This is a genomic window from Mycoplasma sp. HU2014, assembly GCF_001199495.1.
In the GTDB taxonomy this organism is placed as follows: Bacteria; Bacillota_I; Bacilli_A; order Mycoplasmatales; family Mycoplasmataceae; genus Mycoplasma.
The window spans coordinates 1-15,012 of the sequence record NZ_LFYS01000060.1 but is presented as its reverse complement, the minus strand read 5'-3'; the positions used below and the strand labels follow the sequence as shown (position 1 = coordinate 15,012).

15 protein-coding genes are annotated in these 15,012 nt (G+C 24.5%); 6 read left to right on the top strand and 9 right to left on the bottom strand.

Translation table 4 applies throughout. The features are described from left to right. Window positions 1-148 precede the first annotated feature (148 nt). Both AB668_RS03615 and AB668_RS03610 read right to left on the bottom strand, forming a co-directional pair. Window positions 149-1,078 (bottom strand): Dam family site-specific DNA-(adenine-N6)-methyltransferase, encoded by a 930-nt coding sequence (locus AB668_RS03615; protein WP_050517660.1) that lies wholly within the window; start codon window positions 1,076-1,078, stop codon window positions 149-151. Continuing rightward, window positions 1,065-2,177, bottom strand: a complete 1,113-nt coding sequence (locus tag AB668_RS03610; RefSeq protein ID WP_050517659.1) for a DNA adenine methylase — start codon at window positions 2,175-2,177, stop codon at window positions 1,065-1,067. Before AB668_RS03610 ends, AB668_RS03615 begins: the two co-directional genes overlap by 14 nt. Before the next feature lie 90 nt (window positions 2,178-2,267). Between AB668_RS03610 and AB668_RS03605 the strand changes: the two genes are divergently transcribed. The 5 genes from AB668_RS03605 to adhP all read left to right on the top strand — a co-directional run bounded on the left by AB668_RS03605 (window position 2,268) and on the right by adhP (window position 8,116). Then, a complete protein-coding gene (locus AB668_RS03605; protein ID WP_050517658.1) occupies window positions 2,268-4,301 on the top strand; it encodes an AlwI family type II restriction endonuclease in 2,034 nt (677 codons plus the stop codon). 74 nt (window positions 4,302-4,375) lie between these two features. Beyond that, the gene (mnmE, locus tag AB668_RS03600; RefSeq protein ID WP_152908053.1) at window positions 4,376-5,737 is read left to right on the top strand and encodes a tRNA uridine-5-carboxymethylaminomethyl(34) synthesis GTPase MnmE; all 1,362 of its coding nucleotides are present in this window, start codon (window positions 4,376-4,378) and stop codon (window positions 5,735-5,737) included. A 75-nt stretch (window positions 5,738-5,812) separates the two neighbouring features. Continuing rightward, a complete protein-coding gene (locus AB668_RS03595; RefSeq protein WP_050517656.1) occupies window positions 5,813-6,205 on the top strand; it encodes a lipoprotein in 393 nt (130 codons plus the stop codon). A gap of 331 nt (window positions 6,206-6,536) precedes the next feature. Further along, window positions 6,537-6,836 (top strand): hypothetical protein, encoded by a 300-nt coding sequence (locus tag AB668_RS03590; protein ID WP_050517655.1) that lies wholly within the window; start codon window positions 6,537-6,539, stop codon window positions 6,834-6,836. A gap of 230 nt (window positions 6,837-7,066) precedes the next feature. Beyond that, the gene (adhP, locus tag AB668_RS03585; protein WP_327138682.1) at window positions 7,067-8,116 is read left to right on the top strand and encodes an alcohol dehydrogenase AdhP; all 1,050 of its coding nucleotides are present in this window, start codon (window positions 7,067-7,069) and stop codon (window positions 8,114-8,116) included. A 59-nt stretch (window positions 8,117-8,175) separates the two neighbouring features. Here the strand turns inward: adhP and AB668_RS03580 are convergent, their stop codons facing one another. Further along, complete coding sequence (locus tag AB668_RS03580; RefSeq protein WP_050517654.1) at window positions 8,176-8,775, bottom strand: FMN-dependent NADH-azoreductase; 600 nt, start codon at window positions 8,773-8,775, stop codon at window positions 8,176-8,178. 84 nt (window positions 8,776-8,859) lie between these two features. Here AB668_RS03580 and AB668_RS03575 point away from each other — a divergent pair, with 84 nt between their 5' ends. Next, complete coding sequence (locus AB668_RS03575; RefSeq protein WP_050517653.1) at window positions 8,860-9,657, top strand: TatD family hydrolase; 798 nt, start codon at window positions 8,860-8,862, stop codon at window positions 9,655-9,657. Window positions 9,658-9,662: 5 nt separating this feature from the next. Here the strand turns inward: AB668_RS03575 and AB668_RS03570 are convergent, their stop codons facing one another. The 6 genes from AB668_RS03570 to AB668_RS03545 all read right to left on the bottom strand — a co-directional run. Continuing rightward, window positions 9,663-10,856 carry an MAG4270 family putative restriction endonuclease gene (locus tag AB668_RS03570; RefSeq protein WP_050517652.1) on the bottom strand — a complete coding sequence of 398 codons (1,194 nt, stop codon included), beginning with the start codon at window positions 10,854-10,856 and terminating at the stop codon, window positions 9,663-9,665. Further along, the gene (dcm, locus tag AB668_RS03565; RefSeq protein WP_235443343.1) at window positions 10,841-11,611 is read right to left on the bottom strand and encodes a DNA (cytosine-5-)-methyltransferase; all 771 of its coding nucleotides are present in this window, start codon (window positions 11,609-11,611) and stop codon (window positions 10,841-10,843) included. Before dcm ends, AB668_RS03570 begins: the two co-directional genes overlap by 16 nt. Next, entirely contained in the window at window positions 11,608-12,036 is a 429-nt protein-coding gene (gene dcm_N, locus AB668_RS03560) for a DNA (cytosine-5-)-methyltransferase N-terminal subunit (RefSeq protein ID WP_050517651.1), read from the bottom strand. The genes dcm and dcm_N overlap by 4 nt, the downstream gene beginning before the upstream one ends. 83 nt (window positions 12,037-12,119) lie before the next feature. Then, a complete protein-coding gene (locus AB668_RS03555; RefSeq protein WP_050517650.1) occupies window positions 12,120-13,403 on the bottom strand; it encodes an ATP-binding protein in 1,284 nt (427 codons plus the stop codon). A gap of 223 nt (window positions 13,404-13,626) precedes the next feature. Continuing rightward, window positions 13,627-14,460 carry a nucleotidyl transferase AbiEii/AbiGii toxin family protein gene (locus tag AB668_RS03550; protein WP_050517649.1) on the bottom strand — a complete coding sequence of 278 codons (834 nt, stop codon included), beginning with the start codon at window positions 14,458-14,460 and terminating at the stop codon, window positions 13,627-13,629. A gap of 72 nt (window positions 14,461-14,532) precedes the next feature. After that, window positions 14,533-15,012: transposase (locus tag AB668_RS03545; protein ID WP_050517648.1), on the bottom strand; the 480-nt coding region annotated here is incomplete at its 5' end.

Sequence of the window (15,012 nt, the reverse complement as noted above, 5' to 3'; positions counted from 1 at the left end):
ATTTAAATTGTGGTTTTTTATTGCTTGTTTTTTGTTGGTGAGCGACGATTATATTGGAGAAAAGAAAACTAAAAAACAGTTTGAATAGATGGAGAGAAAAGATTTAACTACGGTTTTAGATTTTTTTCAATTGATTGTGTTCTTCCATCTACTTTTTGTAGTTTGTAATAAGAACTTCTATTGACTTGCTATCTTTATTTTTTTGATAATTAGAATTTTTGTATTCATAATTTAAATAATGAACATTATATTTTTCAGCCCACTTTTTTAAAATTTCATTTGTTTTTCCGTTGTGATACACAACATTTGATAAAGCAAATTTAATACCCTTACTACTAATCTCATCTAAAAAGTTATATAAATCAACCTCTTTTTGTATATTTCAATTATTGCCTTCATTATACGTAGCATTAGCAATTAAGTAAGGAGGGTCTATATATATAAAATCGTTATATTCAAATTCAGCATCTAAAAAATATTTGTAGTCAAAAGAATGAAATTCAATGTTTAACTTATCTAGTTTATTTTTAAAAGAGATCAATTTATTTTCTAAATTCATATTAAAATCTCTTTTACCACAAGGGGTATTAAATAATTTTTTATTATTAAATCTAATTTGATTATTAAATCCAAAAATTATTAATACATAAAATACAATTGTTTTTTCTATATCATTGAAAATGTTTTCATTATAATCAGCTCTTAATCTTGTATAGTTATACTTATTAGTTTCTTTTAATCCAACTAAAGAATTTGTATTGTAATACTTATACCCATTTAATTTAGTATTTGATAGTTTATAAGTTGCAACAACTTTTTCAACATTTCTAATAATAGTGTCTACGTCATTTTTTTTGAAAAATTGAAAGAGTTCTACAATATTGTTATTAATATCGTTAGCAATTATTTTTTCAGCCTCTATATTGATTGAAACATCACAACCGCCAGCAAATAAATCATAAAAAGTGTTGATTTTTTCAGGAAACAGGGGAATTATTTGTTTTAATAATTTATATTTACCACCTGTGTAATTTAAAGGGGATTTTATAAAATTACTTTGTTTATTAATTGCTTTCATTATTTACTTTACAAAAATATAAAATTTCTTTATGGTTATCAATTTTACTTTTTCCTGTTGAATAATATTTATAAGGTATTTCATATACAAACACTTCTCCTTTTTTTTCTAATATTTTCATAATTTCTTCTTTGCTTATCTTAGAATTAGAACGTTCGTTACCTTTTTGTTCCATATTATTAAATGAAACTAAAATAAATTTTGTATTAATATTGCTAATTAATTCATCGAATGCTTGCTTGGCTTTTTTGGTACAATAAATTGAACTTTTTTCTTTACGAGTTACCATTTTACTAGCAACACCTTCAACTTTAGGTTTTTTTCAAGTTATTATATTTTCAATTAAATGGTATGCACTGGAGTACTGTCTAGAATTATACGGGGTATCTATATAAAATAGATCTGCTTTTATTTTCCTTACTAATTTATTTGCATCTTCACAATATATTTCATTATCATTATTATCATTTTTAATATCAAGAAGAACTAATTCTATTTTTTTTGTTGCTATTTCTTTTTTTAAGAAAGCATCGTAATGACCTGTGGTATTTGCAACTTTATCTATTGCATACAATAGGGATGTTAATAATATATGCTTTTCTCTTTTGTTAATTTTATATGTTTCAATTTTTTCTCTTATAAGACCAATTTTTTTTGCATTGTATAAATCAAAGTACTTGTTGGCGAAATGTAATGATACGTAGTTTTCATCAATTGGTTCAAGATTATTTAATTCATTAATAATTATATTAAGTTTATCTATATTAACTTTTTGTTTACCGAATCAAGCATTGTAACAAATATAATTAGATTCTAGTATATCGTTTACAATAACCTTTTTATTAAGTTGGTAAAACATGTTGGAAACAACCCCGGTACCTGCAAAAATATCTGCAATCGTGTTTATATTACTGATTTCACTTTCAATAACACTATAAATAAAATCTAAGATTTTTGTTTTAGATCCCAAATACCTTCTATTGCTAATTTTTAAAAGTTTTTTCTTGTCATCATCTGTACATATAGCATTATTATAAAAATTGCTAAGAGAACTGTTTATATCTTTTTCTGTATAATGGTTGCGGTTTATATTTTTCATATATTGTCTCCACTTCTATGTTAATATAATTTTATAATTATATATTATACAATAGATAAATCTATTATACGGTTTTTAAATGGGGTCAAAATGAAACTAGAAAAAGTAAATTCCATATTTAATTTAGGAGATACTTCAATCAGGGTTAAACAAATAGTTGGGGTAAACAAGGTTATTTTGGAACAATTAAATATTTTTATGAATAACGATATTGTTTGAAATAAAAATAAAGAAACTCAAGAAATTTTTTACAGATCATTTATTAATGAAATAGTTCAACTAGAAGACAATAATGAACAAGAATTATTTGCGGATTTTAAAAGATTAAAAAATTATAAGTATCCAGAAGATTCTAAAAAGGGTTTAAGAGCTAGAACATTAACAAATAATTTATTGAAAATTGGATTTATTGATAGTCAGAGAAATTTAAGTACAGTAGGTAGTTCTTATATAAAAAATAATATTACTCAAGCTGATGAATTAGAGAAAATGCTAATGTTATCCACTGACAATCTTGTATATTTAAGACAACTATTAAAACTAAGAATTTATAGCCATAATTCTGGTAAATATTTTTATCCTTTTAGAATTGCTCTAAAAATATTATGTAAATATGAGAATGTTGAACAAAATCATTTTTTAGCAATAATTCAATCGATTAGACCAAATTTTGATGAATCATACATAGAGAAAATAATTAATAATTACCAACTAGTTTTAGAACAAAAAATAACGTTTGAAGAATTTTATAATCAATATTTTTTAAAGTATTTTATCATAGAACAAGACTTAAGTGAACTAAGTAAAAAATTTAGTCTGGATAATTGGCATAAAGGCAATTTATCTAAAATTTTTTATAACAATAAATCTACTATTGCTTCACAACTTTATGTTGAATTCATCTCTAGTCTACTAGTTTTTAAAAATACCAAAACCGAAGATAATCTTCGTAATTTAATAGATCTATCATATGATGAAAGAATTAAAAAAGCTTTTGGTTTTAATGCTAAATTATTTGTTTATAAAGAAAAAGATAGCGTCTCTACATTTTTGAGAAATAATAAAAATAACTTTTTATTAGATGACGATAATTCTAAAATATATACTCAGTTTATTTATAGTAAGACAAACGATCTAATCAAAGAATATTCCGATATAACTAAACGCTTATTTGAAATAACGGGTTTAATTAACTTCAATAATAAATTAGTTAATTTAGTAAATAGAATTGTTATTGATTCTTTTATTAATATTGCTAACAAAGATTTTAAACTATGTGGCGAAGATAATTTATATTATGAAACGGGTAGCGATAGTATTTGATTTTCAGATGTTTCTGTGGAAGAAATTTTTGATATAAGTGATAAAATTCCTGAAATTAAAAACACTGTTAAGAAAAGATTGAATATTAATTTAAATGACGACTTAAATAGAGTTCTTGAATTACAAAAACAAATTAATCTTAAAAATTTTATTTATAATAATTTTCCAAAAGAGAAAATTATTGATATATTAATTAACATTATTAATAGAAATGACGATAAAGTCTTCAAGCATGTCACAACAAGCGCTACAATACCTACGATTTTTGAGTATATAATTTCTATCGCTTGATTTTATATATCTAAAAATAAAGATTATGATATATTAAAAAGTTTTGGTGTTAGCTTGGATTCCAATAATTTACCACTATTACACAAACCTGGTTATTATGGAGATATTGAAATAATTTCTAAGGATTATAATTTATTAATAGAGGCAACGCTAATGAACCCGAGCAATCAAAAGAGAGCAGAAATAGAACCAGTGATTAGACATTCGGTTAATTTTAATGCTAATTATAAAGGAGGACAAACTATTTTTGTAGCCAATCAGTTAGATTCTAATGTTTTAAATATTTTTAGATCTTGTCAATTCATAGAACTTCAAACATCAAATAAGAATAAAATTACTATAAATGGAATTAATATTTTTGCTATTTCCACTAGCGAGTTAATAGAAATACTGAAAAAAGATATATCAGATGAAAGAATATTAGAAATAGTAAATAGAAATTTAAATAAAAACCCAGTGTTAATAAAAAACAATTGAAGAGACCCTATTATTGAAGAAATATTTAATTAGCAATAATATTTAAACTACCATTAATAAATTGGTCTTATAAAATTATATCAATAAAGAAAAGAGATGATTTGATGATTACATTACAAGATACAGTCGTTGCTCCTGCTACTAATATTTCAACTCAAGCTATAGCTTTGATTAGAATTAGTGGAGATGAAGCGTTTACTGTAATTAATAGATTATTAAAAGAAAAAGATCAAATCCAAACTAAAAGAGGGATATTTGTTAGAAAACTTTATTTTAAAGATGAATTAATTGATGAAGTTGTTTTAACTTGTTTTGTTGCTCCTAATTCATTTACTGGTGAAAATGTAGTTGAAATTGCTTGTCACGGTGGTATTTTAAACACTAATAGAATTATTAATATAATTACTCAATCAGGAGCTAGAATGGCTATGAGAGGTGAGTTCAGTCAAAGATCATTTGTTAATGGAAAAATCGATCTAATTCAAGCTGAAGGTATTAATAATTTAATTCATGCTAAAAATGAATTAGCTTTAAAAATTGGTGTTGCTAATATGAGTGGTGCTAATAATAAAGCTGTTATCGAATTAAAAGATAATCTTTTAGATATTATTAGTAGAATTCAAGTTTCAATTGATTATCCTGATTATGATGATGTTGAAGGATCAAGCACTGAGGATTTAACTAAATTATTAGAGATAATAAATGATCAAATCAATAAACTTTTAATTAGATCAAAAATGGCATTTAAAAATTCTGAAGGAATTAAAACAGCAATTATCGGTCAAACTAATGTAGGTAAATCATCTATTTTAAATACTTTAATCAATGAAGATAAAGCGATTGTTACTGATATTCCAGGAACAACTCGTGATATTGTTGAAGGACAAATTAGTTTAGAAAATGTAACTTTAGATCTAATTGATACAGCCGGAATCAGATCAACTGATGATGTTGTTGAAAGTTTAGGGATTAAAAAATCAAAAGATTTAATTAATAAAGCTGATCTAGTTTTATTTGTTGTTAACTACAATAATATTGATGATAAAGATAATAAAGAAATTTTTGAATTACTAAATGATAAAAATTGAATTTTAGTTGTAAATAAAACTGATCAACTTGATGATAAACAAATTCAATTATTAAATCAGAAATATAATAACGTTGTGTTTACTAGTGCTAAAAATCAAGATATAGATCAATTAATTTTAAAAATTAATCAAATGTACAACAATGAAGAAATTAAAAAAAATGATGAATTAATTTTAATTGGATTAAATCAAATTGCATTAGTTGAACAAATTAAAGCTAAACTAACAACTGCTTTAGATGTAATTAAATCAGGAATGCCTATTGATATAGTTAATGTTGATTTATATGATGCATGAAACTTATTAAATGAATTAATAGGTGTTGAATACGAAGATGAAATTATTGATAACATTTTTAGAAAATACTGCTTAGGAAAATAATTTTGTTTATTTTTAATAAGCAATATTTTAAATATGATAGTATAAATATGTAAAAAGTTAAATAGGAATGAGAATATGAAAAAGTTAGTATCTATATTATCAATATTTACAATGGTTGCTACAACTGGAATTGTTGCTGTTGCATGTACTAGAGCTGAAATACAAGAAAAACCTACTGAAAAGAAAATTGATCCAGAAAAAGAAACCAAAAAAATTGCTGAAGAACAAGAAACACAATTTCAAAATATTAAAAAAAATGTTGGTCCAAAGATTGAAAAGTTGATAAGTAAATTGGGAGAAATAGAAGTAGAAAAATCTACTAAAATTTTAGAATCTGAAGAAGGTAAAGTTTTAGATAATATTTTTCAATTTTATAAAAAATCTAAATCATTTGAATCTATAAAAGAAGCTATAGAAAAACTTTCAGAAGAGTATCCGAGTGAAAAAAATCTAAAAAAATTTTTTTAGAATATGCTAAATCTACATTTGATAATTATGAAAAATACAAAAGTAAAATAGATAAATTGATAGACAAATATTTAGGTTCTTAATTTCAGACTAAATAGTAAAATTTTTGTATTAAAAATAGCAAAGATGCTATTTTTTGTTCATCCAATTATAGATAGATGTGTTGAATGATATTGTTGTTTTTTTAAACATAAAATGATAAAAATTTTCGTTGTAAAAATTAAAAATTAGCGGAGAAGGTATCACAAGTATCAATAATACTCAATTTGAAAATGAATTTGATCAAATTAAAAAAGAAATTGGATCAAAAATTGAAAAATTTATAAATGATTTGAGAGAGAAACAAGAAAATGAAAAACTTGATATTTTAAAAACAAAAGAAGCTGAAACTTTCTTTAATTCAAAAGAGGGAGAGTCATTATCTAAACTTTTAGAATTTTATGAATATTCAAAATCCTTTAGTTCTTTAAATGAAGTATTAGATAAACTTGCAGAAAGAAGAAACCAAAGCAAGGAACATTCAAGGGTTAGTTTTTTAAAACACATGAAAGAAATTTTTGAAGAATACAAGAAACATGAAAACAAAATAAATTCATGAATACAAAAATTTAATAGTTCACAAAATAACTAGTAAAATGTGTACAAAATGACAGATAGCATTCTGTCTTTTTTATATTTAAAAAACTAAAATAAGTGAAACATAAACGGTTTAATTTTCAAATTAATAAATATATGCCCTGTTTCCACTAAAGGTGTCTGGAATATGCCCTGTTTCCACTAAAGGTGATAATTAAAAGCTATAATTTAGTTGAAATATAGTAAAAGAATATTTCTATTAAGTGTTTTCAATATGGGGGATTTATGGCAAAAATGAAAGCTTTTGTGGTTAGTCAACCACACAAATGAAGTGTAGAAGTGGTAGACATTCCTGAACCAAAGGAAAAAGAAGTCTTGATCAAAATGGAAACTAGCGGAATTTGTCACACAGATTTACACGCAGCAAATTATGATTGATTAGTTGAACCTAAATATCCATTAATACCTGGTCATGAGGGAATTGGTATTGTTACTAAACTAGGTCCTGGGTGTACACATTTAAAAGTTGGAGATAGAGTTTGTCTTGCTTGATTGCATGATGCTTGTGGTCACTGTGAATATTGTTTAAGCGGTAGAGAAACATTGTGTCCTGATCAAAATATGTCAGCATATACAAAAGATGGATCATATGCAGAATATGCAATCGGACATGAAGATTTTGTTGGCTTAGTTCCAAAAGACTTAGATATCATAACAGGTGCTCCTGTTGTTTGTGCAGGAGTAACTACTTATAAAGCAGTTAAACAAGCTAAATTAAAACCTGGAAATTTTGTTGTTGTTATTGGAGTTGGTGGACTAGGTCAAATGGCTATCCAATATGCAAAAGCAATGGGTTATAGAGTTATTGGTATTGATGTAACTGATGAAAAAGTTGATCTAGCTTTAAAATCGGGTGCAGAATTTGCATTTAATAGCAAAAAAGTTAACGCTATTGAAAAAGTTATTGAAGCTACAAATGGTGGTGCTCACGGTGTAGTTAACACTTCTGTTGCAACATCAGCAGCTAACCAAGGAATGGAAATGTTAAGACGTGGTGGTCGTCAAGTTCTAGTAGGTTTACCTGCTAAAGATAAATTAGGAAAAGATGAGTTTGGTGCTTCTGTATTTTGAACTGTGTTATTAGAACGTGAGCTAGCAGGATCTATTGTAGGTACTCGTAAAGATCTGCAAGAAGCATTAGACTATGCAGCTAGAGGATTAGTTAAATCAGAAGTAACTAAAGTAGTTAAATTAGATCAAGTTGCTGAAATATTTGAAAAACTTGAAAAAGGTGATTTCATAGGTAGAGCGGTTATTGATTTTAGAGAAAATTAAAAGCACTATCTTAAAAATAGAAAAAGAGGGATAATCCTTTATCCCTCTTTTATAATTGATTAAAATATTCTTGCAGCTTCTTTAATGTCATCAATAATTGTTTCAACACGTTGTTCTGGTGAAAGTTGAGCCAATTCTCCAACTTTTACTCCAGCTAGTAAAACAGTTTTATTAAATTTAATTCCTAAGAATCCTAAAGCTCCTTCAACATATTGAGTGTGTGCTCCTCAAGTATATCATCCTAAAGGTGCTCCTTGAACTCCTAAAATTTGAGCTTTTAGGTTGGTTATTAATCCAATAGCATCTCCTTTTTTAGAATATTTATATGAGAATGTTTCATTAGCTAAAGAAACGTGATCAATAAATGTTTTTAATGTAACTGGTGTTGAAAAATTATACATAGGACAAGCAATAACTAATTTATCTACACTTTTTAATAATTTAATGTAATCAACAGTTGCTTGTTGTTGGAAAAATGTAGGAAATGATTGTTGTGTTAATATACTTGTTCCTACCTCTTCTTTGTTTAAATCTATTTCAATGATTTCATCGTTTGGATTTAATTTTTTATATTCTTCTAAAAATCTTTTTGTTAATGCAACTGAGTTTGATGTTTCATCAGGTTGCGCTGTTGTTTTTAAAACAAGAACTTTACTCATTTTAGTTCCTCCTTTGTAATTATATTTTATAGTTATTATATGTTATTTGTTAAAATTTTATTATATTAAACAAGAGGTTAAGCTATGGATAATAATAAAATTTTTGATAATCATATACATTTTAATGACTATTTTAGATATAAAGATGCTAATGTTAAACAAATGATAGAAGAATCTTACAAACACAACGTTGGAGCATGATTATGTGCTAGTTTTGATTTAACCAGTTCAAAAAAAGCAGTTGAGCTTTCAGAACAATTTGAAGATGTTTATGTTGCAGTTGCAATTCATCCTAATGAAGTATCTAATTATGATAAAAGTGTGATAGATCAATTAGATCAATTAGCTAATCATCAGAAAGTTGTTGCAATAGGCGAAACTGGATTAGATTATTATTACACTAGAGAAGATGAACAATTACAAAAAGAATTTTTTAAAGATCATATTAATTTAGCAATAAAGCATAACAAAGTTTTACAAATGCACATTAGAGATTTAAAAGATGTTTATGAAGCATACGATGATGTTATAGAAATAATTAAAGATCTAAATCAAATACCTAAAGTTGTACATTGCTTTTCAGCAAATAAAGAATATGCTCAAAAATTTTTAGATCTAAATTGTTATATAAATATTGGTGGGGCGGTTACTTTTAAAAATGCAAAAGATCTGCAAGAAGCAGTTAAAGTAATACCGTTAGATAAATTATTGTTAGAAACTGACGCACCTTATTTAACACCTCATCCTTTTAGAGGTCAATTAAATCACCCTAAATATATTTACTACACTGCTAAAAAAGTAGCTGAATTGAAAAATATACCTATTGAAGAAGTTATAAAACAAACTACTTTAAATTCTAAGAAACTATTTAAAATAGACTAGTTGAACTAGTCTATTTTTAGTCCTCTATTTTCATTTCTTAAGTTTATATAATTTATTCTTTCATCTGTTAATTTATCTTTTGGTATTGTTTTGTAAAAGCCTAGTTCATTGTACTCGTTTATATCAAAGTCGTTTTTTGTTTTAGTGATCTCACCATTTTTATTAAAACTAAAAAATCCTTTATCAAATCATTTATGAACTTGTGTTTGCAAATTCAACATGTTGTTTTCATCAGTTATGTAATCAAATAAGTTCAAAAATTCCGCATCATCAAGTTGTTTATTTTCATCTATTAATTCAATAAGTTTATTTCTTATAATTGCTACATCTAAGATGTGTGCATTTTCATATGAGTAACCTTTTTCTCTCTTAAACACATTAATTTTCATTTTTGAAGCTTTGCTTCTAGCTCTTTTAATTTTTTTATCTATTTCTGATAATTTTTTATTAGAGTCTCTGATCGTTTCTTCCATATCCATAATTTTTGCACTTTTTGAAACAAAAAATTTTTTTCTTTCTTCATAACTTAGATTAAGTTTTACTGTTGTAAGTTTTAAAAGGTTTGAATGAATAGGATATTTATTAGAATTAACAATGTAATCTAAAAAATCATTAATACTTTCTAATTTATCTATAAGCATACTATTTTCATCATTTTCAAGTAAATCTAGAATTCTCTTATCTTTATAAGTTATTAGGTCAAAAAACATAGTTAAATTATATTTATATTCTTCATATTTATTGTATAAATTTACACCAATCATTTCTGCTGCACTAGGTTTTTTAAATGACCCTCCTGCATTATTTCCTTTTATAATTGAAATAATGTTTTTTAATGTTGAATTATATTCTTCATTAAATCATTTGTTAGCTATTTCTAATTCATTTTGATCTAATTCATATAATCGATTCTCTGTTTTATCGGGTCTATTTGTTTGACGTAAACCTAATTTGTCAAATAAAGATTTTCTTAAATTAAAATTTTTCTTTCTGCTTTTAAATCATGCTGGTGTTGTATATAAATCTAAATATAAAGATTCAAATTTAATTTCTCAATGTGGAACATATAAAATTTTTGTTGAAAAATCTAAATACAGATCGATATATCCTTTTGCCTTAGCACTTGTTGATTTTTCATTATTAAAAGATCTAGTTTCAAAATGCATTCTAAAGACTCTTATATCTATACTACTTCACATAAAATCATCTCCTTAAATAAGCATTCTAATACCTCTACAGATATTGAATTCCCACAAAGAAAAATCATTTTTGATTCAGTTAATAAGTCGTCTTTTTTAATTGCTTCGTAATCTTTTTTATTAAATCCCATATATAAAAAAGCTTGTTTAGCAGAAATGAGTTTAAGTTCATTTGTTTCTTTAAAATAAAATTTTAATCTAGAATTTGCTCCAGATGCAGTAAGTGTTGGTCCTAATTTATCAGGTAAGTAAATATAAGCTTCAGAATTAAAGTTAGTATAACCAACAAGTTTTGTTTTAGAAATATTATTTTTAGTTACATAAAAATCATCTTTAAAATATTTTAATAGTTTATTACATTCTTGCATATCTATTTCATTTTTTATAATTGCTTTCAAAGTTCTTTTGTTTTCATTTTTTTTAGGAAAATCAAATTCTTTATTTTTTGATAAATAAGATATGCAAAAAACACGTTCTCTATTTTGATAAGAACCATAATCAGCTGAATTAATTACTTTTCATTTAGATTCATAACCAAGTTTTTTTAATGTATTTAATCAATTTGTAAAATCTTTATTAAATTTATAACTTGCTAGAGCTTTAACGTTTTCTAATAGCAAGACTTTTGGTAGTCTATCTTTATTATTTTTTAAAATTCTTTCAACTTCAAAAAGCAAACCTGATCTAGTTTGTTTTGTTATACCTTTTTGTGCACCTTGTTGAGAAATATCTTGACAAGGAAAAGAATAAGTTAAAATATCAATATCTTTAGGAAGAATATCAATCTTTTTAATATTTGTATAAGATTCCCCCCCCCGTGGATATCTATATTGATTTTTTTAGCTAAATATTTTTTATTAACAAAACCAAAAAGATAGGGAAAAATTCTTCTTAGTTTTTCTTCATTCATTGTTGAAAAATAATTTTCTCTTACTGGTTTTTTTGAATCTGCAGATCAAGAATAATCTGATAATAATTTAATCATTTCTTGCTTAGATAAATTGTTTTCACTTTTAATTTGGCCATAATGTATTTTCATATAACCAATTACTGCATCAATAAATCACTCACATGCACCTAGTGATTCAAACTTAATATCTAACTCTTTTTCTATATTTTTACATGCTTTATATTGAGAACCAATCCCAGCAAACATTTCATATATTCTTATTGTTTTCATAAGACTATTTTAACGCGTATTAATTCATTGTTTATCTTTTAATAAAAAACAAATCTTCAAAAAAGATTTGTTTAAATGATGTTTTAGTTTAATATGTTTTCATCTAATAAGAAATCTTCAAGGCTAATAAACAATATTCCATTATCATCATTTCTTGATACTATGTTTTCTCTAACAATAACAATTTTTTTAAAAGAATCATCAACTCTTTTTAATGAATTGATTTCTTGTTTTAGTTTTTCATAACTATCTATATTTAGTGCTGATTGAATGTAATATCTTTCATGACCTTTATTGACAACAAAATCAATTTCTAATTCAATCTCTGTTCTTTTAGTTGGAGTTTTGTAATCGTATTTTACAACTCCTACATCAACAGTGTAATCTCTTTTTATTAGTTCATTATAAATGATATTTTCCATAATATGAGAATGTTCAATTTGTCTAAAATTTAATCTAGCATTTCTTAGTCCAATATCAGTAAAGTAATATTTTAAAGGTGTTTTAAAATGTTTACTACCTTTAACATCAAATCTTTGACAAGATGAAATTATATAAGCATCTTTAAAATAATCTAAATATTTTTTGACTGTCTCAGATGATATTTTAATTTTATTCTCAGAATCAAACCTATTTGATAGTTTAGTTGGATTTGTTAATGAACCTACAGTTGAAGATATAAAGTTCAATAAAATATCCAATACTTCAAGATTATTAATAATGTTATTTCTTTCGATAATATCTTTTAAATAAGTTTCAGTAAACAAAGTTTGCAAATAATTTGTTTTTTGTTTTTCTTCATCTAGATAATAAATATAAGGCATTCCACCATACACAAAATATTGTTTTAATGCCATCTGCTTATTTTCAAATAATTCATAAATTTCACTAAATGATAATGGATGAACTCTAATTTCATCTCCTCTGTCTCTAAATTGAGTAAGTATATCTTTTGATAGCATTCTAGAATTGCTTCCAGTGATATAAATTTCAATATTATCATTTTGATAATATTCTAATAAAACATCAATAAAAGTATCATATGAATTTGTTATTTCATTGTATTCATTGTTACATAATTGAATTTCATCAATAAAAAAGTAATATTTTTTATTTGGATCTTTTATATTATCCTCAAAAAATTTATTTAACATCGATGGGACACGATAATTTCTATTACTATATTTATCAAGTGATAAAATGTTAATTTGATCTTTTTCAATACCTTTTGAAATTAAATAATTATAAAAAATATGAATTAATAAATAAGATTTTCCACAACGTCTTATACCTGTTATTATTTTTACTTTTTTATTGTTTTGTTTTTCTATAAGTTTATTTAAATAGAAATCTCTTTTAATATGCATATAATACCTCTCGTGAAATTTAGTCGGAATTCCGGTTATTTATTTTTAGTTTAGCATAAAAAACTTATTAACTCGTGAAATTTAGTCGGAATTCCGACTTTTTTTCATTAGTAATAATAGCTTGCTTTCTCAATAGGAATTAAAAATAATTTAAATAGACAAAAAAAACAAATCTTTTTTAAAGATTTGTTTAAGCAAAATTTAAAACTTTTGTTATTATTTTCTAATTTCAAACATTTTCTTTTGATAATTTATCATTAATTTCTTTTTCTAAATTTTTAAGTGTTTCTAAGATTTTGTCAAATTCAATAATTTCTCCATAAAACATTGATTTCATATCTACATAATCTTTTCTAATTTGTTCGATTCTAAACTCACTTGGAATTAATTTTAATTTTTTATTTTCTAAAACTTCATCATAATTAGCATATTTAATTCAATAAAATTTCTTTTTAAATTCAGTTGCTTCTTTAAGCATTTTTATATTTTCTAATGCTTTGTTTTTATAAGATGAGTTCACTAGACAATATAAATCATAATAGTGTCTTGCATATCTTGAGTTAAATGGTTTTTCTTCAGGTTTGTTACATACTGAATGTAAAATTAATGCTTTTTCTCAAAATGTTCTTTCTGGATCGATCGCTCTTATAAAAGATGAATTGGTAAATGTACCTGGAAAAGTTTCTTCGATGATGCTACTTATTTCTACTTCTTTAAAAGGATTAGTTGTTGCAATAGAACCTATCTCTAATTTTATTTCCTGGATTATATAACCTGATGTATAGAAAGTTGGGTACTTACACCAAATTGTGTTTTCGTCTTTTTCGTCAATGTAGAACTTAAGATTAAATTGATTCAAATCATTTTCTAGTGTTTTTATAAACTCTTCTTTTAAAAATGATGCTGTTCTTTTATTCATTTCTGCATTGAATTTATTTTGGCTTGATATTGTTCTTTGAGTATATGGTTCATCTAGTTTATATCCTAGAATAGTTCAATCTAAAATTAAGTCAATATCTTCTGAAAATCTTTTAATAACATTAAAACATTTAGACAAAGAGGTCCACCCTTAAAAGTAAACAATTCAGAGTATTTGTTTTGGTTAAATAAAGAATTCCAAAAATATACACTATATAAGACAAGATAAAATCATTTCTTCATCCTTTTTTGAAATTTTACCAACTATTCAAGAATCACCTATAATATTTATTTTGTATTTTTTATAAGAGTTAAATACTTTTAGTGCTTCACTAAAAGTTTTTTCATTTAAGATACCTCTTTCTTCGAATTTATTTTTTATTCTATAACCAATAATTGTAGAAAGCATTTTAATAAATTCTGCTCCATAAATTGAAATATCACTCTTTTTATTTACTTCTTTAAGGTTCAAGTTATCTTGATAAAACTTGTTAACTAGTTCGATTTCTCATCTTTGTTTGTACATTTTATAAATATCAATTGGTTCTAGATCTTGATTAGATATATAAACTATAGTTCCAAACTTATCTTTTAGTTTTTTATAATTTTCTATTGTATATTTTTTACTTTTTAAATAGTCACTGTGTTCTTTTGAAAATCTATTATTATCTCTAAAAGCATAATAAAATTT